The organism is Sphingomicrobium clamense (assembly GCF_019264355.1).
GTDB classification, from domain to species: Bacteria; Pseudomonadota; Alphaproteobacteria; order Sphingomonadales; family Sphingomonadaceae; genus Sphingomicrobium; species Sphingomicrobium clamense.
In genome coordinates this window covers 1,670,101-1,694,514 of record NZ_JAHVAH010000001.1, presented here as the reverse complement: position 1 = coordinate 1,694,514, position 24,414 = coordinate 1,670,101, and the positions used below count along the sequence as shown (strand labels likewise).

At 62.7% G+C, this 24,414-nt stretch carries 24 protein-coding genes and 1 tRNA gene; 17 read left to right on the top strand and 8 right to left on the bottom strand.

The window, feature by feature from the left end:
* Window positions 1-30 precede the first annotated feature (30 nt).
* A complete protein-coding gene (locus KTQ36_RS08720; protein ID WP_218633285.1) occupies window positions 31-492 on the top strand; it encodes a Fur family transcriptional regulator in 462 nt (153 codons plus the stop codon).
* Here KTQ36_RS08720 and KTQ36_RS11510 read toward each other — a convergent pair.
* Window positions 489-1,628: a PAS domain-containing sensor histidine kinase gene (locus KTQ36_RS11510; protein ID WP_345777693.1), complete on the bottom strand. Its 1,140-nt coding sequence runs from the start codon at window positions 1,626-1,628 to the stop codon at window positions 489-491. The genes KTQ36_RS08720 and KTQ36_RS11510 overlap by 4 nt on opposite strands.
* Window positions 1,615-2,313, bottom strand: coding sequence for an alpha/beta fold hydrolase (locus KTQ36_RS08710; RefSeq protein ID WP_255554469.1), 699 nt, complete (start codon window positions 2,311-2,313; stop codon window positions 1,615-1,617). The genes KTQ36_RS11510 and KTQ36_RS08710 overlap by 14 nt, the downstream gene beginning before the upstream one ends.
* A gap of 271 nt (window positions 2,314-2,584) precedes the next feature.
* Here KTQ36_RS08710 and dxs point away from each other — a divergent pair, with 271 nt between their 5' ends.
* From dxs to KTQ36_RS08645, 13 genes are all read left to right on the top strand, one after another.
* Window positions 2,585-4,510, top strand: coding sequence for a 1-deoxy-D-xylulose-5-phosphate synthase (gene dxs / locus KTQ36_RS08705; RefSeq protein WP_218633284.1), 1,926 nt, complete (start codon window positions 2,585-2,587; stop codon window positions 4,508-4,510).
* Window positions 4,507-4,890, top strand: a complete 384-nt coding sequence (locus tag KTQ36_RS08700; protein WP_218633283.1) for a diacylglycerol kinase — start codon at window positions 4,507-4,509, stop codon at window positions 4,888-4,890. Before dxs ends, KTQ36_RS08700 begins: the two co-directional genes overlap by 4 nt.
* A 4-nt stretch (window positions 4,891-4,894) precedes the next feature.
* Entirely contained in the window at window positions 4,895-6,016 is a 1,122-nt protein-coding gene (locus tag KTQ36_RS08695) for an endonuclease/exonuclease/phosphatase family protein (RefSeq protein ID WP_218633282.1), read from the top strand.
* On the top strand, window positions 6,000-6,743 hold the full coding sequence (locus KTQ36_RS08690) for a TlyA family RNA methyltransferase (RefSeq protein ID WP_218633281.1): 744 nt from the start codon (window positions 6,000-6,002) through the stop codon (window positions 6,741-6,743). Before KTQ36_RS08695 ends, KTQ36_RS08690 begins: the two co-directional genes overlap by 17 nt.
* Window positions 6,740-7,252, top strand: coding sequence for a TspO/MBR family protein (locus KTQ36_RS08685; protein WP_218633280.1), 513 nt, complete (start codon window positions 6,740-6,742; stop codon window positions 7,250-7,252). Before KTQ36_RS08690 ends, KTQ36_RS08685 begins: the two co-directional genes overlap by 4 nt.
* Before the next feature lie 12 nt (window positions 7,253-7,264).
* Window positions 7,265-7,531, top strand: a complete 267-nt coding sequence (locus tag KTQ36_RS08680) for an accessory factor UbiK family protein (protein ID WP_218633279.1) — start codon at window positions 7,265-7,267, stop codon at window positions 7,529-7,531.
* A gap of 58 nt (window positions 7,532-7,589) precedes the next feature.
* Entirely contained in the window at window positions 7,590-8,042 is a 453-nt protein-coding gene (locus KTQ36_RS08675; protein WP_218633891.1) for a type III secretion system chaperone family protein, read from the top strand.
* On the top strand, window positions 8,042-8,839 hold the full coding sequence (locus KTQ36_RS08670; RefSeq protein ID WP_218633278.1) for a pyrroline-5-carboxylate reductase family protein: 798 nt from the start codon (window positions 8,042-8,044) through the stop codon (window positions 8,837-8,839). Before KTQ36_RS08675 ends, KTQ36_RS08670 begins: the two co-directional genes overlap by 1 nt.
* 70 nt (window positions 8,840-8,909) lie before the next feature.
* Window positions 8,910-9,794, top strand: a complete 885-nt coding sequence (locus KTQ36_RS08665; protein ID WP_218633277.1) for a branched-chain amino acid aminotransferase — start codon at window positions 8,910-8,912, stop codon at window positions 9,792-9,794.
* A gap of 158 nt (window positions 9,795-9,952) precedes the next feature.
* Window positions 9,953-12,247 (top strand): putative bifunctional diguanylate cyclase/phosphodiesterase, encoded by a 2,295-nt coding sequence (locus KTQ36_RS08660; protein WP_218633276.1) that lies wholly within the window; start codon window positions 9,953-9,955, stop codon window positions 12,245-12,247.
* 176 nt (window positions 12,248-12,423) lie between these two features.
* Window positions 12,424-14,769 (top strand): putative bifunctional diguanylate cyclase/phosphodiesterase, encoded by a 2,346-nt coding sequence (locus tag KTQ36_RS08655; RefSeq protein WP_218633275.1) that lies wholly within the window; start codon window positions 12,424-12,426, stop codon window positions 14,767-14,769.
* Between the two features lie 45 nt (window positions 14,770-14,814).
* A tRNA-Gln gene (locus KTQ36_RS08650) sits at window positions 14,815-14,889 on the top strand.
* A gap of 133 nt (window positions 14,890-15,022) precedes the next feature.
* Window positions 15,023-15,526: a YciE/YciF ferroxidase family protein gene (locus KTQ36_RS08645; RefSeq protein ID WP_218633274.1), complete on the top strand. Its 504-nt coding sequence runs from the start codon at window positions 15,023-15,025 to the stop codon at window positions 15,524-15,526.
* A 51-nt stretch (window positions 15,527-15,577) separates the two neighbouring features.
* On the opposite strand, the gene gntA is transcribed toward KTQ36_RS08645, so the two are convergent.
* From gntA to KTQ36_RS08625, 4 genes are read right to left on the bottom strand one after another with little or no spacing between them, the layout of a single operon-like run.
* Window positions 15,578-16,333, bottom strand: a complete 756-nt coding sequence (gntA, locus tag KTQ36_RS08640; protein ID WP_218633273.1) for a guanitoxin biosynthesis heme-dependent pre-guanitoxin N-hydroxylase GntA — start codon at window positions 16,331-16,333, stop codon at window positions 15,578-15,580.
* Window positions 16,320-16,721, bottom strand: a complete 402-nt coding sequence (locus KTQ36_RS08635) for a hypothetical protein (RefSeq protein ID WP_218633272.1) — start codon at window positions 16,719-16,721, stop codon at window positions 16,320-16,322. The genes gntA and KTQ36_RS08635 overlap by 14 nt, the downstream gene beginning before the upstream one ends.
* On the bottom strand, window positions 16,718-17,575 hold the full coding sequence (locus tag KTQ36_RS08630) for a DUF2391 family protein (protein ID WP_218633271.1): 858 nt from the start codon (window positions 17,573-17,575) through the stop codon (window positions 16,718-16,720). The genes KTQ36_RS08635 and KTQ36_RS08630 overlap by 4 nt, the downstream gene beginning before the upstream one ends.
* A complete protein-coding gene (locus KTQ36_RS08625; RefSeq protein WP_218633270.1) occupies window positions 17,572-17,811 on the bottom strand; it encodes a hypothetical protein in 240 nt (79 codons plus the stop codon). The genes KTQ36_RS08630 and KTQ36_RS08625 overlap by 4 nt, the downstream gene beginning before the upstream one ends.
* A gap of 163 nt (window positions 17,812-17,974) precedes the next feature.
* Between KTQ36_RS08625 and KTQ36_RS11505 the strand changes: the two genes are divergently transcribed.
* The 3 genes from KTQ36_RS11505 (at window position 17,975) to KTQ36_RS08610 (ending at window position 21,807) form a co-directional block, all read left to right on the top strand.
* On the top strand, window positions 17,975-18,730 hold the full coding sequence (locus KTQ36_RS11505) for a Crp/Fnr family transcriptional regulator (protein WP_218633269.1): 756 nt from the start codon (window positions 17,975-17,977) through the stop codon (window positions 18,728-18,730).
* Between the two features lie 43 nt (window positions 18,731-18,773).
* Complete coding sequence (locus KTQ36_RS08615; protein ID WP_218633268.1) at window positions 18,774-19,358, top strand: DUF1989 domain-containing protein; 585 nt, start codon at window positions 18,774-18,776, stop codon at window positions 19,356-19,358.
* A gap of 70 nt (window positions 19,359-19,428) precedes the next feature.
* Complete coding sequence (locus KTQ36_RS08610) at window positions 19,429-21,807, top strand: DUF305 domain-containing protein (protein WP_218633267.1); 2,379 nt, start codon at window positions 19,429-19,431, stop codon at window positions 21,805-21,807.
* Here the strand turns inward: KTQ36_RS08610 and argH are convergent.
* Together argH and KTQ36_RS08600 are read right to left on the bottom strand one after the other, a co-directional pair.
* Window positions 21,804-23,171 carry an argininosuccinate lyase gene (gene argH, locus KTQ36_RS08605; protein WP_218633890.1) on the bottom strand — a complete coding sequence of 456 codons (1,368 nt, stop codon included), beginning with the start codon at window positions 23,169-23,171 and terminating at the stop codon, window positions 21,804-21,806. The two genes, KTQ36_RS08610 and argH, sit on opposite strands and share 4 nt — an antisense overlap.
* 14 nt (window positions 23,172-23,185) lie before the next feature.
* On the bottom strand, window positions 23,186-24,412 hold the full coding sequence (locus KTQ36_RS08600) for an argininosuccinate synthase (RefSeq protein ID WP_218633266.1): 1,227 nt from the start codon (window positions 24,410-24,412) through the stop codon (window positions 23,186-23,188).
* Window positions 24,413-24,414 lie beyond the last annotated feature (2 nt).

Here is a 24,414-nt window from a genome sequence, read left to right as displayed (position 1 = left end):
GCGAGGGGCGAAGGAGCCTATCTTTCGCGCATGGCCCAGCACCATCATCACGAACATCGCGGCGACGATCTTAAACAGGCCGCGCAGCAGCAGCTGACAGAGAGCGGTGAGCAGTGGACCGACATGCGCGCCGCCGTGTTCGACGCGCTCGCCACCTTCACCCAGCCCGCCAGCGCCTATGACATCGCCGCCAAGGTCTCCGACGCGCGCGGCAAGAAGGTCGCGGCCAACAGCGTCTATCGCATTCTCGACCTGTTCGTGGGCACCAACCTCGCGCGACGCGTCGAAAGCGCCAACGCCTATGTCGCCAACGACCATCCGGGCTGCCTGCACGACTGCATTTTCCTGATCTGCGACGATTGCGGGAAGGCGACGCATCTCGACGATGACCAGCTTTCGGGCGGCGTGCGCAAGGCGGCCGAAGGCTCGGGCTTCAAGGCCACCCGCCCGGTCATCGAAGTCCGCGGCCAATGCGGCGACTGCGCGGACTAGGCTGAGAGCGAGCGCGATCCGCGAGACCGCGGCATGGTCAATGTAAAACTGGTAAGCTCATCGTCGGACGTCACCGACACGGTTCCGCCATGAGCGTCGGCAATCTCCTTGACGATGAAAAGACCAAGACCGAGCCCCGCCCGATCATTCTCCGCAGTTCCCCTGACGAAAGGGGTGAAGAGTCGGGCAGCGGTTTGCGGCGGAATGGCGGGGCCGCCATTGCTGACCTTGACGACAAGTTCCTCTTTGCTCGTCTTGGCCTCGAAGGTCACCGGCTGGTCGGACGCGCCATGAGTCACGGCGTTGCTCAATAAGTTTGACGCCAGCTGGCCAAGCCGCGGCTGGTCACATGTCACTGGATCCGGAACGGCTATCGCGACATCGATTTCTCGGTCCGGATGGATCGCCCTGACTTCTTCGACAACCTGTTTGAACAAAGGCTCAAGATCGCAGCCAGCTTCCAAGGACAGAGCGAGGCCTGCGCCCAGTCGTCCACGAGCAAAATCCATGACGTCCGAGATCAGGCGATGAGCCCGCGCAACACTGCCGCACATTTCGTCAAGAATGCTCCCGGCTTTTCCATCGCCCGATATGCGACGGCGAAGCACGTGGATACCAGCGTCGATCGCAGCGAGAGGATTGCGCAGATCGTGACCCAGGACGGCAATGAATTGTTCGCGGAGGCGAGCGTCCTGTTTTTGCTGTTCGCTCTCCGCTTCCGCCTTTGTCTTTGCCTCGATCAGGCTTCTTTCGAATGTTCGCCGATCGACCGCTTTGAACAGGGTCAGGCGGGTGAACCTGTGATTTCCTTGCTCGTCGCGCCGTTCGGCCGCGTTCGCAATGACCGGAATGCGTTCGCCTTCATTGTCGATAAGGTCGAGCGCAATTTCATATACGCTCTCCTGAAGGCGCAGGAGCGGGGCGAGATGCGTTTCGAAGGCGATCTTCCCGCCAAAGTTGAGCAGGTCGCGAAACGACTTTCCGAGTATCTCGCTCTCATCCTTGGCCATCCAGTTGGCCAGGGTCTTGTTGACCTTTACGATCCGGCCTTCGGGGCTCAATGAAATATAACCGCAAGGCGCGTTATCGTAGAGATCCGCTAGATCCTCGGTGTCATAAGGGTCAGAGGAAGTCACGGATCGCTTCTGTTACTTTGTCAGGGGCGCTCAGGTTCGGGCAATGTCCTGTCGCGTCGATCAGTCGATATTCCCCATTGGGCAGCGTTTTGGCGACATACTCGCCGACGCATTCGGGGGCGATGATATCGTCCTTGCACTGCATCACCAGCGTCCGAGCGCGGACTTTGGGAAGATCATCGCGATTGTCCGAGAAAAAGGTCACTCGTGCGAAATCCCGGGCGATGTCGGGATCGGTCGCGCAAAAACTGTTGGTGAGCCGTTCACCGAGTTCAGGTCGATCGGCATTGCCCATGATGTTCGGCGCCATCGCTGCCGACCAGCCAAGATGATTTTCCTCCAGGAATTCCAGCATCTCTTCGACCTGGCTACTCGTAAAGCCGCCGACATACCTCTCGTCATCGATGTAGCGCGGCGACGGGCCGACCATGATCAATTCCGAAAACATGCCGGGTGCGTCGATATCGGCCAAGGCGCCGATCATCGCGCTCACGGAGTGACCGACGAAAACTCCGTTCTGAATGCCGATCGCGCGTCCGATTTCGACCACATCTTCGGCATAGCCGCGCAGGTCGGAATATTTCTCTTTGTCGTAAGCCGAAAGGTCGGACTGACCAGCGCCCACATGGTCGAACAGGACGACTTTGAAGTCGGGTTCGAAGCGGCGAGCTACATCGTGCCACATTGATTGATCGCACCCGAACCCATGTGCAAACATCATGTGCCGGTCACCATGACCCGATACGGCGACGTTGTTACGCTTCTGAATCATATTGCCGGATTACCAATTTGCGCGCGGCGGTCAATCGCGTGAGCGCAAGATTCATAAAGGAAAATCAACATCGTGATTGGAAGCTTTATAATCCGTCGTGCGAAACATGACCCAATCCGCCGTGGCACGATTGTGACCCTTAGAAGGTAATGACTCCGTCGTTCAGGAGCGTTAGGGAGGCGTTATGACATTGCGCCCCGAGACCCCCTTGCTCGACACGGTCGAGTATCCTGCCGACATTCGTAAGCTGTCGAAGGACCAGCTTCCCCAACTCGCCGACGAGCTTCGCGCCGAAATGATCGACGCGGTGTCGACCTCGGGCGGGCACTTGGGCAGCGGGCTTGGCGTGGTCGAACTGACGGTCGCGATTCATTACGTATTCGACACGCCCAACGACCGGCTGATCTGGGACGTCGGGCATCAATGCTACCCGCACAAGATTGTCACCGGTCGCCGCGACCGCATCCGCACCATTCGCCAGGGCGGAGGCCTGTCGGGCTTCACCAAGCGCGCCGAGAGCGAATATGACCCGTTCGGCGCCGCGCACTCCTCGACCAGCATCTCCGCAGGCCTCGGCTTTGCCGTCGCCAACAAGCTTGCCGACCGCCCGGGCCGCGCCATTGCGGTGATCGGCGACGGGTCGATGACCGCGGGCATGGCCTACGAGGCGATGAACAATGCCGAGCAGGCGGGCAATCGCCTGATCGTCATCCTCAACGACAATGACATGTCGATCGCGCCGCCGGTCGGATCCTTACGAAATTCGCTCTCGCGCCTCGTCTCGTCGAGCAAATATCTTTCGCCCCGCGCGGTTGCCAAGAAAATCGCTTCGGTCATGCCCGAGCCGATCCAGCGCGCCGCCGAGCGGATGGAAGAATATGCCCGCGGCATGGTCACCGGCGGCACCCTGTTCGAGGAATTGGGCTTCTATTATGTCGGACCAGTCGACGGGCACGACGTGCGTGCGCTGGTTGAAATCCTCGAAAATGTCCGCGACGCCGACCATGGCCCGATGCTGATCCACGCGGTCACCGTGAAGGGCAAGGGCTACAAGCCCGCCGAGGAATCGGCTGACAAATATCACGGCGTCGCCAAATTCGACGTCATCAGCGGGGAGCAGTTCAAGTCGAAGGGCGGTCCGCCGTCTTACACCGGTGTCTTCGCCAAGGCGCTGACCGCCGAGATGGACCGCGACGAAAAGGTCGTCGCCATCACCGCGGCGATGCCCTCGGGCACGGGCCTCGACAAGGTCGAAGAGAAATATCCCGACCGCATGTTCGACGTCGGCATTGCCGAGCAGCATGGCGTGACCTTCGCCGCCGGCCTCGCGGCGCAGGGCCATCGCCCCTTCTGCGCCATCTATTCGACCTTCCTACAGCGCGCCTACGACCAGGTCGTGCACGATGTCGCGATCCAGAATCTGCCGGTGCGCTTCGCGATGGACCGCGCAGGGCTGGTGGGCGCGGACGGCTGCACTCACGCGGGCAGCTTTGACCTCGCTTATCTCTGCACGCTACCCAATTTCGTCGTCATGGCAGCGGCCGACGAGGCCGAACTGGTCCACATGGTCCACACCATGGCGCTCTACGATGACGGTCCCATCGCGGTTCGCTATCCGCGCGGCGCGGGGGTCGGCATCGACCTGCCCGAAACGCCCGAGAAGCTCGAGATCGGCAAGGGCCGGATCGTTAAGGAAGGCAAGACCGTCGCCATCCTCAACCTCGGCGCGCGGCTCGAGGAATGCAAACGGGCCGCCGAGCAGCTCGAGGCCAAGGGCCTGAGCGTGACCATCGCCGACATGCGCTTTGCCAAGCCGCTTGACGAGGGCCTGATCCGCAAGCTTTTGTCGACTCACGAGGTCGCGGTGACGATCGAGGAAGCCGCGGTCGGCGGGTTCGGCGCGCACGTCCTCACCATGGCCTCGGACGAGGGGCTCACCGACACGGGCGTCAAGATCCGCACCATGCGCCTGCCCGACACGTTCCAGGACCAGGACGCGCCCGACAAGCAGTATGAGCAGGCCGGCCTCACCGCGCCCGACATTGTCGAGACCGTCCTCAAGGCACTGCGCCGAAACGACGTGAGCGCCGAAGGGGGCGCGCGCGCTTGAGCGACACTCGCTTCACGCTGGCGGGGCGATTGAAGGCATTCACCTACGCACTGCGCGGGATCAAATTCCTGTGGCAGGGCGAACCGACGACGCGCTTCCATCTCGCCGGGACCGTCCTCGCCCTTGGCGGCGCGTGGTATTTCGACTTCGCCACGTGGGAGTGGGCGTTCGTCATCGCCTTCATCGGGCTCGTCTGGTTCGCCGAAGGGGTGAATAGCGCAGTCGAGCGCGCGTGCGACGCCATCACGCTCGAACGTGACCCGCTCATCGGGCGCGCAAAGGATCTCGCGGCGGGCGCGGTGCTGATCATTTCGATGACGGCGCTGGCGGTAGCGCTACTTTTGTACGGCCCGCGCGTTGTCGCCTTGTTGGGAGGGTAAGCGTATGATCAGTTCAGGTCCCCATTATGTCGGCTGGCGCCGCTGGTTCATCCGTGGGCTTGGCGCGTTCGCGCTGTTCCTCGTCGTCGCGGCCTTCATTCCGGCTTGGCAGACCGATCTCTGGTTCATCCGCCTGTTCGATTTCCCGCGCATGCAACTGGGCTTCGCGGGGATTTTCGTCGCGATCCTCTATGCGATCCTCGTGCCCGACTGGCGCCACGGTCGCTCGCTCTTCGTACTGTCGACGCTGGTCATCGCCACGCTCTGGCAATTCACCCACGCCGCGCGCTTCCTCTTCTTCTATCCCAAGGAGGTTGCAAGCGCGGACCAATGTCCTGCCGACCGCCAACTGTCGCTGCTCGGCGCCAACGTCCTGATCGACAATGACGACTATGCCGCCATGCTCGAGACGGTACGCGCCGCGAATGCCGACGTCGTGTTGCTCACCGAGAGCGATGCGAAGTGGGAAGAGGCGATGCGCCCGATCGAAGCCGATTATCCACACCGCATCGCCATCCCGCTCGACAATGCCTATGGCATGCATCTCTATTCCAAACTGCCCTTCGACGGGGCGGTGAAGTTTCGCTTGCAGGGCGACATCCCCTCGATCGACGGGACGCTGACTCTGCGCGACGGCAGCGAAGTGCACCTGTTCGCGGTGCATCCCGAACCCCCGCTGCCCGGTGACGATGCCGGCGAGCGCGATGCGGAGCTGGTGCTGGTCGGTCGTGACATGCGCGATCGCGGCGGTGCGTCGATCGTTTTAGGCGACCTCAACGACGTCGCCTGGTCGAAGACGACCAAGCTTTTCATTGAAGTATCGGGCACCCGCGATCCGCGCGTCGGTCGCCGACTGATGCCGACCTTCAACGCCAAGTGGCCGCTGCTGCGCTGGCCGCTCGATCACCTGTTCGTGTCGCCGCACTGGGACCATGTCGACATGGACCGGCTCGATGCCAGCGGCTCGGATCATTTCCCGGTGCTATTCACCACCTGCCTGGCGCGCGATGCGGATGAACGCCTCGTTGCGCCGCGCGCCGACGAGGACACGGAAGAAGAAGCCACCGAGCAGCTGCAGGAAGGCATCGAAGAAACCGTTACCGAGGAAGATGGCGAAAAGCGTTAGGGCCGATGTCGCTTTGGTCGAGCGCGGGCTGGTGGAAAGCCGGTCGAAGGCGCAGGCGCTGATCCTGGCCGGCAATGTCTTCGCGGGCGAGCGCAAGATCCTCAAGGCGGGCGAAGCGATCAAACTCGACCAGCCGCTCGAGGTGCGCGGCAAGGAGCATCCCTGGGTCTCCCGCGGAGGCATGAAGCTCGATCACGGGCTTGACCATTTTGACTTCGATGTCACCGGCATGACCGCGCTCGACGTCGGCTCGTCGACCGGCGGTTTTACCGACGTCCTGCTGACGCGCGGCGCGGCGAAGGTGTTTGCGATCGACGTCGGCACCAACCAGCTTGCCTGGAAGCTGCGGAGCGACGACCGCGTGATCGTCCACGAACAGACCAATGCGCGCCATCTGACCGACGAAATCGTCACCGAAGCACCCGACATCGTCGTATGCGACGCGAGCTTCATCGCGCTCCACAAGGTGCTCGACGCCGCGCTCGATCTTGCAGAACCCGGCGCCAGGCTCGTCGCGCTCGTCAAACCGCAGTTCGAGGCGGGGCGCGAGGAGGTCGGCAAAGGCGGCGTGGTGCGCGACCCCGAAGTTCACCAGCGCGTCTGTGACGAGGCCGCCGAGTGGGTCCGAACGAAGGGCTGGCGCGTATTGGGGATAGAAAAGAGCCCCATCACCGGGCCAGAGGGAAATGTCGAGTTTCTGCTCGGCGCCATCAAGGAAGACGCATGACCGATACGACGCGCGACGATCGCGGCATCTGGAAGAGAGCATTGTGGCTGGTGCCGTTGGTGGTGATCGGCGGCAGCCTGTCGGGCATCGGGTTCGGACCGGACCAGTGGTATTCCGAACTCGAAAAGCCGCCCTTCCAGCCACCCAGCTATCTGTTCGGGATCGTGTGGCCCGCGCTCTACACCATGATCGCGCTGGCGCTGGCCACCGTCCTCAACGAACCGCGCACCTCGCAGCGCGACCAGGCGGTGGGCATGTGGATCGTCCAGCTCGTGCTTAATTTCGCCTGGAGCTACGTGTTCTTCGGCGCCAAGGCGATCGACGTCGCCCAGTGGCATTTGTTGGCCATCGTGATCACCGCAGCGCTCACTGCGGGGCGTTTCTTCCGCATTCGCCCCCTAGCGGGCTGGCTTATGGTTCCCTATCTTCTATGGCTGATATTCGCTTACACGCTCAACAGCGCGATCGTGGACCTCAACCCGGGCGCAGCCCGTCCGTTGTTCGGCTAAGAAGGAAGAGACATGCAGTCCCAGAACCGATTTTTCGACGATCTCGTCAAGATGGTGAACGGCGCCGCCGGCACGATGGCGGGCATGGGCCGCGAGGCCGAGGGCCAGATGCGCGAAAAGGTGCGCGAATGGGTTGGCGGCATGGACTTCGTCAGCCGCGAGGAATTCGAGGCGGTCAAGGCGATGGCAATCGCCGCGCGCGAAGAGAATGAGGCCCTGAAAGCCAAGCTCGACGCGCTCGAGAAGCCCGCCAGGAAACCGGCGGCCAAGAAGAAATAAGGGCCGGGGCGTGACCGACAGGGGAGACGATCCGCGCGACGAAGATGCGCCGATCGAAATGTTCGAACAATATTTCGAGGCGCGCGGCTGGCCGTGCGAACGGGTTGCCGAGGGCGAACTGCTCGGCAGCGCGGGCGGCAGCTGGTCGCAATATGAGCTGCGCGTCGTCTGGCGCCCCGACGACAACGTCCTGCAATTCCTCGCTTTCCCCGACGTGAAGGTCGCCGCGGAGAAACGCGCCGCCGTCTACGAAGCGCTCGGCTTGATCAACGAACAGATGTGGCTGGGCCATTTCGAGCTCTGGTCAGGCGCGGGCATCATCGCCTTCCGCCACGCGCATCTCGTCGATCCCGGTGGGCAGGTGACCTTGCAGGAAGCCGAGACCATTGCCGAGGCCGCGCTCGAGGAATGCGAGCGTTTCTATCCGGTCTTCCAGTTCGTCCTGTGGGGCGGCAAGTCGCCGACCGAGGCGATCTCTGCCGCGCTCATCGACACGCACGGCGAGGCCTGATGCTGCCTCCGACAAGCTGGTTCGTTGGCTGCGGCAATATGGGCGGCGCCATGGTCGCCGGCTGGCGCAAGGCGGGGATCGACCTGTCGGGCATGACCGCTGTCAGCCCGTCCGGACGCGAGATCGAAGGCGTTTCGGTCGCGACCGCCATTCCCGACGGCCAACCCGACTGGTGCTTCATCGGTTTCAAGCCGCAGATGCTCGCCGATATCGCCCCCGGTCTTGCATCGCATGTCGGTCCCGGTACAGTGCTGCTGTCCATCTTGGCGGGTGCGGAGGCGCAGAGCCTGCGCAGTGCCTTCCCGGACGCCAAAGCCATCGTGCGTTTGATGCCCAACCTTCCCGTCAGCGAAGGCGAGGGGGTGACCGCCATCTATAGCGACGATGCCGACGAGACTCTGCGCGCGCAGGTCGACGAGGTGATTGGCGCGCTCGGGCTGGCCGCGTGGTGTCCCGACGAAAGCGCTTTCGACGTCATCGGAGCGATCGCCGGGAGCGGCCCTGCCTATCTCGCGCGCTTCGTCGACGCGCTGTCTTCGGCTGCGCAGGATGAGGGGCTATCCGCAGAGCTCGCCGACGCCATCGCGCTGCAAGTCGCGGGTGGCAGCGCGCTGATGGCGCGCGCGACCGGCGAAACCATGCCCGCGCTCGCCAAGCGCGTCGCCAGTCCGGGCGGGACCACCGAGGCCGGGCTCAAAGTGCTCGACGCCGAGGATGGCATGGAACCGCTTATGCGGCGGGTCGTGAAGGCGTGGCGCAAGCGCTCGGAGGAAATGGCTGCCGCCGCGCGCGACTGACCGGCTCCATTGACCGAATCTGCTTCCATCGCCTAACCCCGCGCCAACTTCAGTTTGCAAGAGGGTTTCAATGGTACAGCCTTACGACGATCGCGATGGGGTCATCTGGATGGATGGCGAGCTCGTCGACTGGCGCGGTGCCAACGTCCATATCCTTACCCACGCCCTGCATTACGCCTCGAGCGTGTTCGAGGGGCAGCGGGCCTATAACGGCAAGATCTTCGCGCTGACCAAGCATAGCGAGCGGCTGGTGAAGTCGGCCGCCATCCTCGGCATGAAGCTGCCGTGGAGCGTCGAGCAGATCGACGAGGCGTGCAAACAGGTGCTCGAGGCCAACAACCTTACCGACGCCTATATGCGCCCGATCGCGTGGCGCGGGTCGGAGCAGATGGGCGTGACCGCTGCCAAGGCCACCCCGCATCTCGCCATCGCGGCGTGGGAATGGGGCAAATATTTCGACGAGGAGAAGGCCGACAAGGGCATCCGCCTCGACATCGCCACCTATCGCCGTCCCGCCCCCCACACCGCGCCGGTCGATGCCAAGGCGGCGGGTCTCTACATGATCTGCACCATCTCGCGTCAACACGCCGAAGTTCGTGGGTATGATGATGCGCTCATGTTCGACTGGGAAGGCCGCGTCGCCGAAGCTACAGGGGCCAACGTGTTTTTCGTCAAGGACGGCGAATTGCACACGCCGACTGCGGATATTTTCCTCAACGGGATCACGCGCCAGACGGTGATCGAGCTTGCCAAAAATCGCGGCATCAACGTCATCGAGCGCCGCATCTGGCCCGAAGAGCTCGAACAGTTCGAAGAATGTTTCCTTACCGGCTCGGCAGCCGAAGTGACCTTCGTGTCCGAAATCGGGCCATGGAGCTTCCAGCCGGGTGACCTTTCGCGCCAGTTGCGAAAGGATTATGATGACTTGGTCAACGGTCGGCAGGTGTCGGCCTGATTCTGTAGGCCCGTATCGTCCCGTCCCGCCTTCCGGATCGCCAAACCGCGGAGCGAGCGCTTTCTTCGGTGGAGCGCTCACGCTCGAAAAAGGGGGAATCTTTGGGGTTCGGTCCTCAATACAGGCATGAGAAGCTACCGACGCCGGGGCTGAGGCGTTTGCTCAGCCTGCGTCGGCCGCACGACCTGCTCGGCAGGGCCGTCCATCGTGCGCAGATCCGGACCATGATCCGGACGATGCCGCTGACGCTCGCCTTGCACAGTTTCGCAGCGCTCTTCCTCACGGTTTCGCTGTGGAATCAAGTGCCGCGCGTGGAGCTGGTCGCGTGGCTTGCATTCGGAACAATTGTCGCGCTGTCGCGGGCGATCCGGGCGGCAAGGCTTCGCGCAGACCCCGATTATGCGCGCGAACACCCCACCTCGTTCACGCGGATCACTGTGTCGATCGGGCTGATTTCATTTTTCTGGTGGGTCCCGCCGCTGTTCTGGGCCGATGATGTCGGCCTGATGGGCCTGCTGGCGATGGCCGCGATCTATGCGGGGCTTCTCTCGGGTGGGCCGCTGACCTTCACCGCGATCCCGCCCGCCGCGCTCGTCTACCTGACGTCGATCCTCACCGCCGCGCTGATCCTGTGCTTCAAGATTGCGAGCCTGCCGCTCGCTGCGCTCGCGAGCGTCTACACCGCCGGGCTGATCTGGGCGGTGCTCGCAAATGCCCGCGCGTTGATCGCCCATGTCGGTAATCGCTACCAGCTTCAGGAGGCGGCGGACATCGTCGACCTGCTGCGCGAATTCGGCGCCGCGGGCTCCGGCGGCATCTGGGAGACCGATGCCGATCTCAACATCACTCACATTTCACCCGAGCTTGCCGAAGCGGCCGCTTTCGATGTGACCCGGACGGTCGGAAAGCCGGTTCGCTGGCTGCTCGATCCGCACGAGAAGATCGTCGACGTGTCCTCGGGCATGCAGTCGCTATTCGATCATTTCGAGCGCGAGATTCCGTTTCACGACATCGCCGTGCCGAGCCCTGATTCCGGGCAGTGGTGGGCCTTCTCGGGACGCCCCAGCTATGACGAGGATGGCCATCTGGTCGGCTGGCGCGGTGTCGGCACGGACATCACGCAGGTGCGCCTGTTCGGTTCCGACTCCGTGCGTGCCGCGCGCAGTGACCCGCTCACGGGAATCGCCAACCGCCTGCTTGTCCGCGAGTTGCTCGAAGAAGCGCTGCTTGGCCTGATCAACAAGCAGGAAAGCTGCGCCTTGCTGCTGGTTGACCTCGACCGGTTCAAGCTGATCAACGACACGATGGGGCACGCCATCGGCGACCAACTGCTATGCATCGTCGCCCAGCGGCTCGAACGGATTGTCGGAGAGGGGGGCAAGGTCGGTCGGCTCGGCGGTGACGAGTTTGCGGTCATCTGGACCGGCCCGGTCGATCGCGACACCTTGTCCGCGCTGGCCGACAAGATCAGCGTCGAGCTTGCGGAAAGCGTCAATATCGGCGCGGCCAACCTTCATGTCGGCGCGACCATTGGGATCGCGATCGGCGGGGTCCACGGGCATAGCGAGGACGAGCTGATGCCGTCCGCCGACCTGGCGCTCTATCGCGCGAAAGCGGCGGGGAGGGGCGGCCATGCCTTCTTCGAGCCGGCGATGCGCAAGGCTGCGGAAGATCATCGCCTGCTCGAAAACGAAGTGCGCAAGGCGCTCCAGACCAATGCGATGCGTCTCGCTTACCAGCCGATCGTGACCGCGCGCGGGCGCCGCCTCGTGGCACGCGAAGCGCTGTTGCGCTGGCGGCATCCGGTGCGCGGCGACATCGCGCCCCATGTCTTCATTCCGGTGATCGAGGATTCAGGCCTGATCCACCAGATTGGCGATTGGGTCATCCACGAGGCGTGCGCAGAAGCCGCCCACTGGGAAGACGAGGTGCACGTGGCCGTCAATATCAGCGCCGCGCAGCTGCCGGGTGACCGGCTCGCCGACACGGTGCTCGACGCACTCAATCGCAGCGGGCTGGATCCCAAGCGGCTCGAGCTGGAGGTTACCGAGACAGTGTTCCTCGGCGAAGATGCCGACACGCTCGCCTCGCTCGAACGGCTGCGCGAGCTTGGCGTCCGCCTCGTGCTCGACGATTTCGGGCAAGGCTACTCCAGCTTCGGCTACCTCTCGCGCGCCCATTTCTCCAAGATCAAGATCGACCAGAATTTCGTCCGGCAGGCCTCGGCCGGCGATCGCAACAGCCTCGCCATCATCCAGGGCATTCTCGCGCTCGCCAACGGGCTTGGCGTCGAAACGACGGCTGAGGGTGTGGAGACCGCCGAACAGGCGGGTCTGATGCGCAACCTTGGCATCGACCAGTTGCAGGGCTTCCTTTACGGCCGCCCCGAATTCGTGGAGCCCGGCACCAATGCGATCGGCGATGCGCGTTTCGAAGCCGCGAACGCAAGCTAACTCCTTATAAACACATCTATTCTTGCCTTAGTCAGGCCACCCTTGTATGGCGGACGCCGCTTTCACGGTTTCTTGGTAAATTCCGTGTTTTTTGTCCCGGGCGGTTCTGCTGGGACCGGGGATGGGACGAGCGTAGTTTGGTTGGTATGGCGGGGTTTCAAGCCGAAAATAGGGGAATGTCAAAACGCTTGCCCGAATTCGAGGGCGAAGCGCTTGAGCCTGCGCGCGACGTCAGCGCTCGGGACATTTTTTCACTCGCTGCGCCGCAGGGAAGCGTTCTCAAGGCCATTCGCGCCCAGCAACTGGAAGTGCTTGTCAAACTTGTTCCGATCACGGTCTTCACGCAAGCGCTAGCAGCGATACTCCTTATCTTCGCGCTGTGGGACAATGCGCCTCACATACAACTTCTCGTTTGGGGCAGTGTCGGGATCGGAATTTGTGTGTGGCGCGGCTTTCGCGCGCGCCGATTGCGTCTCGATGCGGAATATCGCAGCCGAAAGCCGACAAGCTTTACGCATGTCACGCGGGCGATCTGCACCATCGCTTTCTTGTGGCTGGTCCCGCCTTTCCTGTGGTTTGACGCTGCGAGCGCCGATGCTCAACTCTACATGACCGTGCTGATCGCGGTCCTGCTTTCGGCGGGCAGCATCACCATGGTGACCGTCCCGCCGGCCGCGCTCAGCTACATGCTCGTAATGCTGGTCGGCGCGATCACGATCACCATCAAGATCGACAATATCCCGATGCTGCTGATGTCGCTCATTTATGCGGCCTCCTTGACCTGGGCGATCACGGCGAATGCGCGCCGTTTCATCGGCCACGCACGGGCGCGTCTCGAACTTCAGGAAAAGGGCGAGATCATCGAACTGCTGCGCGAGTTCGAGGCCGCGGGGTCAGGCGGCCTGTGGGAGCTCGATCACGAATTGCGGATCGTCCACGTGTCGAAGGACCTCGCGGGATCGCTGTCGCGCTCGCCATCCGAGACGATCGGCGTCCATGCACGCCAGTTTCTCGACCCGACGGGCCGGATCGTGAACCTGTCGAGCGGCATGCGCTCACTGTTCGAATCGCTTGAGAAGGGCGAAGAATTCAAGGATGTCGCCATCCCCTCCGTCGACAGCCAGCGCTGGTATTCGCTTTCGGGCAAGCCCATGCGCGACGACCGTGGTCGCATCGTCGGCTGGCGGGGCGTCGGGTCGGACATTACCGAGCTGCGTCTCAAGGGCGACGACGCGGTCCGTACCGCGCGTACCGACCCCTTGACCGGCATCGCCAACAGACTGCTGATGCGCGAACTGCTCGAAGAAGCGATCATCGGCGTGAGCGAGAATGGCGACGACTGCGCCATGCTCGTCGTCGATCTCGACCGCTTCAAGCTCGTCAACGACACGCTCGGCCACGCGATTGGCGACCAGCTTTTGTGCAAGGTGGCGGCTCGCTTGGTGAAGACGGTCGGTGACGGCGGTACCGTGGGCCGGTTGGGCGGCGACGAGTTTGCCATCATCTGGACCGGGCCGAGCGACCGCGCGGTGCTGGCGGGTCTCGCGCTCGAAATCATCGCCGACCTGTCGCGCACGATCGAGATTGGCGCTGCGGACCTCCATGTCGGCGCCACCGTTGGCATCGCCATCGCGCCCGAAGACGGCGTTGACGAAGAAGGGCTGATGCGCTCAGCCGACCTCGCACTCTATCGCGCGAAAAATGAAGGGCGTGGCGGTTACGCATTCTACGAGCAGGCGATGTTCGAGAAGGCCGAGGATATGCGCCTGCTGGAACATGACGTGCGGCAGGCGCTGGCGCAGGACGCGCTGTCGCTGGCCTACCAGCCGATCGTCGAGGCGCAGGGCGGAAGACTTGTGGCGCGCGAGGCACTGCTGCGCTGGAACCACGCCACGCGTGGTGCGATCAGCCCCGAGACCTTCATTCCGATTATCGAAGATGCCGGGTTGATCCACCGCATCGGCGACTGGGTCATCCGAGAAGCCTGCGCGGAAGCTGCGGGCTGGAGCGATGGAGCGCGTGTGGCCGTCAACATCTCCGCCGCGCAGCTGACGGGCGCAGGACTTGCCAAGACCGTCGTCTCCGCGCTTGCCACCTCAGGACTCGAACCGAGCCGGCTCGAACTGGAAGTGACCGAGACGATCTTCTTGGGCGACGATGCTGAGACGCTCGCGTCGCTCGAGCGGCTGCGTGCGCTTGGCGTTCGTCTCGTCATCGATGATTTCGGCAAGGGCTATTCCAGCTTCGGCTATCTCGCGCGCGCGCACTTCTCGAAGATCAAGATCGACTCGATGTTCGCGCGTGGTGCGGCCGAGGGCGATCGCAACTGCCTCGCCATTGTGCGCGCCATCCTCGCGCTGGCCGACGGTCTCGGGGTCGAAACGACTGCCGAAGGGATCGAAGAGGAGGCGCAGGCGGCTGCGATGCGCGATTTGGGTATCGACCAGCTGCAGGGATATCTCTTTGGGCGCCCGGCCTTTCCGGAGCACTCTTCCGTCGCACCGCTTGCAAAACGCGCCTGACCCCTTTTCAACCGCGCCGGAGCGGCTATAAGCCGCCCCCGCTGCTGGGGCGTCGCCAAGTGGTAAGGCAGCGGCTTTTGGTGCCGCCATTCGCAGGTTCGAATCCTGCCGCCCCAGCCAGCCTTCGACAATCTTGTCCGCTGTCCACGCCTGCCGGTTGCGCCGGCCTAACAAATGTTTAGGTGATTTCAGCGCATTCCACGGAACGTGACGCTGCGCTCGCGCATCCCTTCTGCATCACAGTAGAAGGAGTATGAACGTGTCTGCCCCCAAGAATCTCAAAGATTGCTACACTCACGAGCTCAAGGATCTCATCTCGGCCAACGACCAGATGAAAGGTGTCGTCAAGGAGCTGCACGATGCGGCGGAAAATGACGACTTGAAGGCGATGCTTAAGAAAACCGTCGACGGGATTGAGCAGCATACCGAGACGACCAAGCAACTGCTCCAGGATTGCGGCGAAAGCGGCAAGGAGCATTGCAAGGGCATGGAAGGTCTCGTGAAGGAAGCGCGCAAGCACGCGCTCGAAGAAGCGCCGCACCTCAATGCCGTGCAGGACGTCGTGATTCTGACCCAGTATCAGCGCTTGTGCCATTACGGCATTTGCGGGTTCGGGTCGGCCGCGGCCTTCGCCGAAGGTCTTGGCAAGTCGGATCATGCCGACAAGCTCGATCAGATCACCAAGGACATTTATTGGGCCGACGAAGAAATGACCAAGGTCGCCGAAGGCTGCGTCAACGAAGCCGCAAAGGCGTAATCCTTGTCGTTATACTGAAGGGCGCCGCTCCTCGTTTGGGGCGGCGCTTCTCTATTGCTCGCCGCGTCCCGGCCAGGGACAGGTCCAGTCCGGACCGACGATCCGCCCCGAATATTGGCGCGCTTCGGATTCCTCGCCGTGGCGTGCCAGCATCGGATTAATGTCTCCGGCGAGCTGTTCGTCGCGTTCGAGGATCGACGAGCGGAGTTTTTCGTAACGTCCCTGTTCGCGTAGCCGTTCGAACTGGTCGTGCAGGTTGAATACCATCACCGGCACGTCAAAGCGCCGGGCCGGGCGCGATGCGCTGGGGTGCATGCCCACGACGAAGAATGACTGCCCGCCAAAGCTCAGGGAGAATTTGGGGCTGGACGGATCGGAATCGACGTTGGGGTCATAGTCCTGACCGAGCCATTCGTCCTTGGCCTGAAGCGATGCAATACGCCTCCATATCGCCGCTTCGAACCCTTCTTCGTCGAGCGGCGGGGTTTTCGGAAAGAATGCGACGAAGGTCACGAACAGCTCGCGATGTTCCGTGTAGCTTCGCGCAAAATCGACCAGCTCGCTCGCCAGCGCCACGTCATCCCACGCCGACGTCAAGTCGGAGCCGACATAGGCGGTCATCTGGTTCTTCGTCAGCGCGCTTTTCGCTCCGACGCAGGGGTAGGATCGCTCCTGGATGAATTGCTTGAAAGTGACGGCGAGGTCGACACCGTCTCGCACGACGCTATCAGCATCGGCAAGCGGCGGCGGAGCTGCACGCAACGATTGAACGCCGTCGGCATCGAGCCTGAATTCACGGAGTTTCATAGCTGACGATCTCGTGACTGACGGCATCGACCGGCGCATCGGTGCGGATGACATAGCGCACCGTCTCGCTTGCTCCGATCATTGGGATTTCGACGATTTCCTTCGTTTCGCCGGCTGTGACTTTCAAGCGGAGGAGGTGGGCCGTTCGGCTCCCTTTGTTGGTCACGTCGATCGGCACGAGCCAACCGTCGCCCTGTTGCCGCACCTCTTCGGTTACCAATTCGCTTTCGAAGGCGATTTCCTGCGTTTCGGTCGTCATCTTCCACACGATGATGCCGACCAGCAGGGCAAGCATCGCAAGGCTGAAGACCCGCACGATCCAGCCCAGCACCGTCGGCGGATGCTTTTCTGTAGATTGCTGGTCGTCGTCTTTGTCTTGGTCGCTCACAGTATCAGTCTCCCGGCGGCGCCGCCCAGTGTCGTGGCATAGGCGAGCGCAATGGTTTGGGGCAGCCACACCTCGAGCGGATCCGTCGGCGTACCGTAACCGAAGACCCAGAGGAGCAGCATCGAAATCAGGAAGGCGACGAGATAGGCGATCAACGCTTCGAGCCATTCGGCGTTGATAATCCTGCGCTTGTCGAGATCGCGCGTCTCGAAACAGGCGACGGCCACCATCAAATACGACACCCCCAGGGACAGCAAAAAGGTCAACCCGACCTGCCACCAGCTTTGTTGAAGCACGATCACCTTGGTTTCAATCGTCGGTGCAATGTTGAACGCAAAGAGGAATCCGCCAAGTAGCGAGGCGATCAGCACCGATAAATCGGGCGAGAAGGGAACGTCTTTTGCCGCATCGCCGCCGCCCAGCTGGTTCATCGCAACCGCGGCGCCGATTGAGGTCGGAATTGTCTCGAGTGCGATCAGCTTGGCGGAAAGATAATAATCGACTTGGAAGCTGATGATGCCGGCCACGAAGAGGGTCACGGCGCTGGCGACAAGGCCGATCCCCATGGCCACCAGGGCATCCCACCATTTGCTGCGCTGCCACGCCTCGCGCCGATAACCGGCGAATTCGATGAACGCGCGCACGATAAAAAAGGACAAGCTCAGGAAAATTAGCAGGACGGTATCGGGGATGGTCCGCGCGATCTGCCACATCTCCATCGTGAAGAGCAGCGGCAGGGACACGAATAGCGCACCTGCCATCCCGCGGGCGAGGTCGCGCGTCTCGACGTCGCCGGCTTTGCAGCATTCGTCTTTGTCGGTGATCTCGCAATCCCAAGGGGTGATGGCGATCATGAGGCGTGCCCCCGGTTGATGGGACGGACCGACGCAGACTGTTTGGTCCGCCCCATCGTCCAGTTGGCCTGGACCCGCACGCGCGGGTTGGGCGCGCACCAGATTTCACCACCCTCGTCGAGCGCGATGACCCAAACCAGATGATGTTCGACACCATAATCGATGACCGCAAATGCAAGGCCCGAACCCTTGTCGAGCACGTGCATGGGGATTGGCGGGTCAAGTCGAGTGAACATGGAAGCGATAGCCCTCGCGTTAAAGCTTGATCAACATACGAGCTCGCGATGCCCTGCGTTCCGTTACGGAGGACTAACATTTAGTCCATAGGACCAAAGACCGTAGCGGTGTCGGAACGATAAAAAGCGCGGATCATTGGGCTGCAAAAGGCAGGAGTTCCCCGTGATTACCGAACTGTTCCTCAAGGGCCGGTTGGCGCAAGCCATCGGCAATGAAGAACGCGCGGCGATGGAAGACAGTGTCGATGACGTCATCGAGCTCGGTCCGCGCACCCGGCTCGTGAAGCGGGGAGAACTGGTCGAACATAGCTATTACCTGATGGACGGGTTCATGATCCGCTATCTCGACGACCGGCGCGGCATGCGGCAGAGCGTCGGTATTCAGGTCCCGGGCGACTGGGTCGACCTGCATAGCTTTCCGATGAAGCGGCTCGATCACGACGTTTGCTCGCTCGGCCCCACCAAATTGGCGGTGTTCAAGCATGAACGACTTGCCGAACTGGTGCGCGCGTTCCCCCGCTTTACGCGCATCATGTGGTTCAGCACCCTGCTCGACGCCGCCATGCATCGCGAATGGGTTTTTCGCCTAGGTCGTCTTAACGCCGAGGGTCGCTTCGCGCACCTCATCTGCGAAGTTGCCGAGCGGCTTTCATTCGTCGGGCAGTTTGACGGCCAGCATCTTGACGTGCCGCTGACCCAGACCGACTTTGCCGAGGCTTGCGGGATTTCGGCAATTCACGCCAACCGTACCTTTCGTATCATGCGCGAAGGCGGGCTCATCCGGAATGAGGAAGGGAAGAGCGGACTGACGATCCTCGACCACGACGCGCTCAAGAAGATCGGCGAATATGACGGCGACTATCTTTACGGCGATGGCGAGCTTGCGCTCGACCCACCCTATCTGCCCGACGGACACTAACGCCTCTCAGACCCGCAAATCACCACAAGCTAGAAAGCCCCGCATGACCAACCGCATCAATCCGCGCAGCGGCACCGCATTCAAACTCGCCAAGGGGCAGCGCCTCGTCATCATCGACCCAGAGGGACAGCAGGTTTCCGACTTGCTCGCTTTCAACGCGGACGACGTGCGCGAGGTGGTGAGCAACGGGCGGACCTTCGACTATGCCGACACGATCTACCTGACGACCGGCCACACCCTCTTCTCCAACCGCTCCAATCCAATGCTCGAAATCGTCGCCGACGATGTCGGGACGCACGATTTCCTGCTCACCCCATGCTCGAAGGACACGTTCGAGCGTTGCTACGAAGATGAACCGCCTCATCGCGGCTGTTTCGGAAATCTCGCCGCCGCGCTCGCGCCGCACGGGGTCGAGCCCGACGATATTCCCTGTACTTTCAACGTCTTCATGAACGTACCGGTCGACGGAAACACCGGGGGATTCACCGTCGATCCTCCCAAGAGCGAGGCGGGCGACACGATCACGCTGGAAGCAAAGATGGACCTGATCATCGGCATGACCGCGTGCTCGGCGCCCAAGTCCAATGCCGGCTCGTTCAAGCCGATCGACTATCGCATCGAGGACTAAGCGGACGTTCCGATCTTTTCATCCTGTCAGAAGGCGCTAGGCTTCGCCGCGAACAGGGAAAGGATCACTCATGAACATTCGTCTTGCCACCATCTTCCTGGCAGGCTCCGCGCTGGCAGCGCCAGCCTTCGCGCAGGACGTACCGATCGTGCTGCCGGGGGCGCCGGGCGAGCCTAGCCGCACCATCGATGCCTCGCAGGCGAGCGACGTGGTGCGCGCCAATTATTCAGTCGGCGACGTCAAGTTCATGCATGCGATGATCCCGCACCACCAGCAGGCGGTCGTGATGGCGCAGCTGGTCGACGAACGCACCTCCGACCCCACGATCCGCGCCACGGCCGAGCGCATCCTGCTCGCGCAGAAGGACGAGATGGACTTCATGCGCGGCTGGCTTGCGGCGCGCGGCGAACCGACCGCAGCCGAGGGTATGCACGCAATTCATCTCGGCATGAAGGGAATGGCGAGCGAGGAAGAACTCGCCAAGCTGGCCGCCTCGCGCGCGAGCGACTTCGACCGCCTCTTCCTCCGCCTGATGATCGATCACCATGCGGGCGCGATCGACATGGTTCGCGGTCTGATGGAGCAGTCGGGCACCGCCTACGACCCCGCGCTCTACGCCTTTACGCAGGAAGTCGTCATCGACCAGTCGGCCGAGATCAAGCGCATGGTCGAGGCGCTCGGCAAGCTGACAACCGATCCGCGCTCCAGCCTCAAGCCGGGTTTCCGCGACGCGGGGGAGGCGATCATGGGCCTCACCAAGATCGCGAGCCTGCCGCGCGCACCAGGCTTCTTCGATCCCGAAAATCCGGGCGACTTGCAGCCGGTACAGGCGGGCGAGGACGCGACCGATCGTCGTGGCGAGACGCAATATGTTCCGCGTTCCAGCCCGATGAACTTCTGGAATAGCGACATGGCCTTTGCCGACGGCAAGCTCTTCGTCGGCAGCTTCCACGGCTACAATATCTATGATCTCGACGATGCCGGCGTACCGACGCTGATGACCAGCGTCGTGTGTCCCGGCGGGCAGGGCGACGTCTCGATCGTCGGCGATCTGCTTATCATGTCGGTCGAAAGCAATGCGGGGCGCATCGATTGCGGACTGCAGGGCAATGCCGAGCGCATTTCCGACGAACGCTTTCGCGGCGTCCGCATTTTCGACATCTCGGACCTCACCGCGCCCAAGCAGGTCGGCCAGGTCCAGACCTGCCGTGGCTCGCACACCCATTCGGTCGTGAGCGATGGCAGCGAGGACGGCATGATCCTGGTCTATAACTCGGGCGCTGCGGGCGTGCGGCCCGAGGAAGAACTGCCGGGTTGCGTCATCGGCCTGCCGGGCGATCCCGACACCAGCTACTTCTCGATCGACATCATCGAAATTCCGATCGCCGATCCGTCCAAGTCGCGCGTCCTGTCGAGCCCGCGCATTTTCGCCGATCTCGAAACGGGTGCGCCCGCCGGCCTGTGGCGCGGGGGTGACCATGGTGACGATACGCAGGACACCAGCGTCACCAACCACTGCCACGACATTACCGCTTTCCCCGACAAGGACATTGCGGGCGGCGCTTGCTCGGGCAACGGCATCCTGCTGGACATTTCGGATCGCCGCGCGCCCAAGCGGCTCGACGCGGTAGTCGATCCGGGCTTCGCCTATTGGCACTCGGCGACATTCAACAATGACGGCACCAAGGTGATCTTCACCGACGAGTGGGGCGGGGGCACGCGTCCGCGCTGTCGCCCGCAGGATCCCAAAAATTGGGGTGCCAACGCCATCTACCGGATCGAAGGCTCCGAGCTGAAGCATCAGGGCGGTTACAAGCTTCGCGCCGCGCAGGACGAGCTTCAAAATTGCGTCGCGCATAATGGCTCGATCGTCCCGGTCCCGGGTCGCGATATCTTCGCGCAGGCCTGGTATCAGGGCGGCATGTCGATCAGCGACTTCACTGACGAAGGGGACGCCGTGGAGATCGCCTATTTCGACCGCGGGCCGCTCGACGGCAAACAGATGGTCGGCGGCGGCTACTGGTCTACCTATTGGTATGACGGCGCGATCTACGCTTCGGCGATGGTGCGCGGGCTCGACGTGTTCAAGTTGGCACCGTCGGAGATGATGAGCGCCAATGAAATCGCAGCCGCCGAAATGGCGATCATGGGCGACATCGTGAATCCGCAGAACCAGTTCGCGGTTAGCTGGCCCGATCATCCCGTGATCGGCAAGGCCTATGTCGACCAGCTGCTGCGCTCCAACGCCATCGACGCCGCGACGCACATCGCGATGATCGAGGCGCTCAACAGCGCGATCGCGCCGATCGAGACGGGCAGCAGCGATGCGGCTGCGGCGGCACGGCTGGTGGCGGCTGCGCGTGATCTTCCGGAAGGTTCGGGCGCTGATGCCAAGCGGGTGGCGGCGCTCTCGGCGCTGATGAGCCGGATGGCGCGGACGCTTCGCTAGTCGAGCGACTTGCGGGCTTCGGCCACCGCCTCGCGCACCCGCGCCGGGGCGGTGCCGCCGAAGCTCGTGCGGCTCGCAACCGACGCTTCGAGCGTCATCACGTCGAGCGCGGTCTCGTCGAGCCGTTCGTCGATCGCCTTGAGGTTCTCGACAGTCAGCTGGACGAGATTGACGCCTTTCGCCTCTGCGGCCGCAACTGCACTACCTGCGATATGATGCGCATCGCGGAACGGCACTCCTCTCTCGCGCACCAGCCAGTCAGCAAGGTCGGTGGCCGTGGCGTGCCCGCTCGCCGCTGCAGCGCGCAACTTATCCGGCACGAATTTGATCTCCGCCATCATCCCGCGCATTGCTTCCAGTGACAGCGTCAGCAGTTTGCGCACCTCGAGCACCGGCGGCTTGTCGTCTTGCAAGTCCTTGGCATAGGCGAGCGGCAAGCCCTTGAGCATCGTCGCCATGCCCACCATCGCGCCAAGGACGCGCCCCGAATGGCCACGCACCAGTTCGGCGGCATCGGGATTGCGCTTCTGCGGCATGATCGAGCTTCCGGTCGACCACGCGTCGGGCAGCTTCACGAAGCCAAAAGGCTGGCTCGCCCAGATCACGATCTCCTCCGCCAGCCGCGACAGATGCAGCGCGCAGGTGGTCGAGGCCATGAGGTAATCGAGCGCGAAGTCGCGGTCGCTCACCGCGTCGATCGAATTGCGCGCCGGTCCGTCGAAACCCAGCGCCTCCGCCGTCGCGTCGCGATCGACCGGGTAGGGGGTGCCTGCCAGCGCCGCGGTGCCCAGCGGACACAGGTTCATCCGCCTCCGCGCATCCGTGTAGCGCGAACGGTCGCGCGCCAGCATCTCGACATAGGCCATCAGGTGATGACCAAGCGTCACCGGCTGGCCAGACTGGAGATGGGTGAAGCCCGGCATGATCGTGTCGGCATGCTCTTCCGCACGGTCGAGCAGCGCTGACTGCAGCGCCTTCAATAGTGCGTCCGCCTCATCGCACGCTTCGCGAACGAACAATTTGAAATCGGTCGCGACCTGGTCGTTGCGGCTTCGCGCGGTGTGCAGCCGCCCGGCATCAACGCCGATCAGCTCCTTGAGCCGCGCCTCGACATGCATGTGGATGTCCTCGAGCGCGGGGTTCTCCGTCACGCCCTCGGCCTCATATTCCGCCGCGATCGCATCGAGCCCACCGGAGATCCGTTCAGCCGCTTCCGCATCGATGATGTCCTGCGCAGCAAGCATCGCAACATGCGCCTTGCTCGCGCGAATATCCTGCCGCCAAAGATGCTTGTCGAACGAGATGGATGCGTTGATGGCTTCCATCACCTTGTCCGGCGCTCCGGCGAACCTGCCGCCCCACATGGTGTTGGCATCGCTCATGTTATCTTCGCCCGCTGCTGCGCGACCGTCCGCAGCCGGAGCGCGCGCAGCTTGATAAAGCCTTCCGCGTCCTTCTGGTCATAATCGCTTTTCCCCTCTTCGAACGTCACGAGATCCTCGTCGTAGAGCGAGTAGGGGCTTGAGCGCCCGATGACGGTCGCGTTGCCCTTGTAGAGCTTCACCGTCACTTCGCCCGTCGCTGGCCCCTGGCTGGCATCGATCGCCGCCTGCAACATCTCGCGCTCGGGCGAGAACCAGAAGCCGTCATAGACCAGCTTGGCATAGGTCGGCATCAGCTCGTCCTTGAGGTGCATCGCCCCGGCATCGAGCGTGATGCTCTCGATCCCGCGCCGCGCGGCGAGCAGCACGGTGCCGCCCGGCGTTTCGTAAATACCGCGCGACTTCATCCCGACCTGCCTGTTCTCGACCAGGTCGAGCCGCCCGATCCCGTTTGCACCACCCAATTCGTTGAGCTTGGCGAGCAGGGTCGCGGGCGACAGCTTCTCGCCATCGATCGAGACCGGATCGCCCTTCTCGAACCCGATGGTGATGACCGTCGGCGTATCGGGCGCGTCTTCGGGCGAGACGGTCCGCTGGAACACATAATCGGGCGCATCGAGCGCCGGATCCTCGAGCACGCGCCCCTCGGATGAACTGTGCAGCAAATTGGCGTCGATCGAAAAGGGCGCCTCGCCGCGCTTGTCCTTGGCGATGGGGATCTGGTGCTCTTCGGCAAAGGCAAGCAGGTCGCCGCGCGACTTGAATTCCCAGTCGCGCCACGGGGCGATGACCTTGATGTCCGGCTTGAGCGCGTAGTAGCCAAGCTCGAACCGGACCTGGTCGTTCCCTTTGCCGGTCGCGCCGTGACACACCGCGTCCGCGCCAACCTTCTGCGCGATATCGACCTGCCACTTGGAAATGAGCGGCCGCGCAATCGAGGTGCCCAGCAGATACTGGCCCTCGTAGAGCGCATTGGCGCGAAACATCGGGAAAACGAAGTCGCGCACGAATTCCTCGCGCAGATCCTCGATGAAGATATTCTCGGGCTTGATACCGAGCAGCTCGGCCTTGTGGCGCGCTTCCTCAATCTCGCCGCCCTGGCCTAGGTCGGCGGTGAAGGTCACGACCTCCGCGCCATATTCGGTCTGGAGCCATTTCAGCATGATCGACGTGTCGAGCCCGCCCGAATAGGCAAGCACGATCTTCTTGGGGGTCTTGGTCATAG

Excerpts from the sequence above, each read along its gene's own strand:
- KTQ36_RS08710 (WP_255554469.1), bottom strand. The coding sequence starts at position 2,313 with ATGTGGCACGATGTAGCTCGCCGCTTCGAACCCGACTTCAAAGTCGTC.
- KTQ36_RS08615 (WP_218633268.1), top strand. The coding sequence starts at position 18,774 with ATGACCAACCGCATCAATCCGCGCAGCGGCACCGCATTCAAACTCGCC.
- argH (WP_218633890.1), bottom strand. The coding sequence starts at position 23,171 with ATGTGGGGCGGCAGGTTCGCCGGAGCGCCGGACAAGGTGATGGAAGCC.
- KTQ36_RS08675 (WP_218633891.1), top strand. The coding sequence starts at position 7,590 with ATGTTCGAACAATATTTCGAGGCGCGCGGCTGGCCGTGCGAACGGGTT.
- dxs (WP_218633284.1), top strand. The coding sequence starts at position 2,585 with ATGACATTGCGCCCCGAGACCCCCTTGCTCGACACGGTCGAGTATCCT.
- KTQ36_RS08630 (WP_218633271.1), bottom strand. The coding sequence starts at position 17,575 with ATGATCGCCATCACCCCTTGGGATTGCGAGATCACCGACAAAGACGAA.
- KTQ36_RS08600 (WP_218633266.1), bottom strand. The coding sequence starts at position 24,412 with ATGACCAAGACCCCCAAGAAGATCGTGCTTGCCTATTCGGGCGGGCTC.
- KTQ36_RS08670 (WP_218633278.1), top strand. The coding sequence starts at position 8,042 with ATGCTGCCTCCGACAAGCTGGTTCGTTGGCTGCGGCAATATGGGCGGC.
- KTQ36_RS08645 (WP_218633274.1), top strand. The coding sequence starts at position 15,023 with ATGAACGTGTCTGCCCCCAAGAATCTCAAAGATTGCTACACTCACGAG.
- KTQ36_RS08665 (WP_218633277.1), top strand. The coding sequence starts at position 8,910 with ATGGTACAGCCTTACGACGATCGCGATGGGGTCATCTGGATGGATGGC.
- KTQ36_RS08690 (WP_218633281.1), top strand. The coding sequence starts at position 6,000 with ATGGCGAAAAGCGTTAGGGCCGATGTCGCTTTGGTCGAGCGCGGGCTG.
- KTQ36_RS08610 (WP_218633267.1), top strand. The coding sequence starts at position 19,429 with ATGAACATTCGTCTTGCCACCATCTTCCTGGCAGGCTCCGCGCTGGCA.
- KTQ36_RS08655 (WP_218633275.1), top strand. The coding sequence starts at position 12,424 with ATGTCAAAACGCTTGCCCGAATTCGAGGGCGAAGCGCTTGAGCCTGCG.
- KTQ36_RS08625 (WP_218633270.1), bottom strand. The coding sequence starts at position 17,811 with ATGTTCACTCGACTTGACCCGCCAATCCCCATGCACGTGCTCGACAAG.
- KTQ36_RS08695 (WP_218633282.1), top strand. The coding sequence starts at position 4,895 with ATGATCAGTTCAGGTCCCCATTATGTCGGCTGGCGCCGCTGGTTCATC.
- KTQ36_RS08720 (WP_218633285.1), top strand. The coding sequence starts at position 31 with ATGGCCCAGCACCATCATCACGAACATCGCGGCGACGATCTTAAACAG.
- KTQ36_RS08680 (WP_218633279.1), top strand. The coding sequence starts at position 7,265 with ATGCAGTCCCAGAACCGATTTTTCGACGATCTCGTCAAGATGGTGAAC.
- gntA (WP_218633273.1), bottom strand. The coding sequence starts at position 16,333 with ATGAAACTCCGTGAATTCAGGCTCGATGCCGACGGCGTTCAATCGTTG.
- KTQ36_RS08685 (WP_218633280.1), top strand. The coding sequence starts at position 6,740 with ATGACCGATACGACGCGCGACGATCGCGGCATCTGGAAGAGAGCATTG.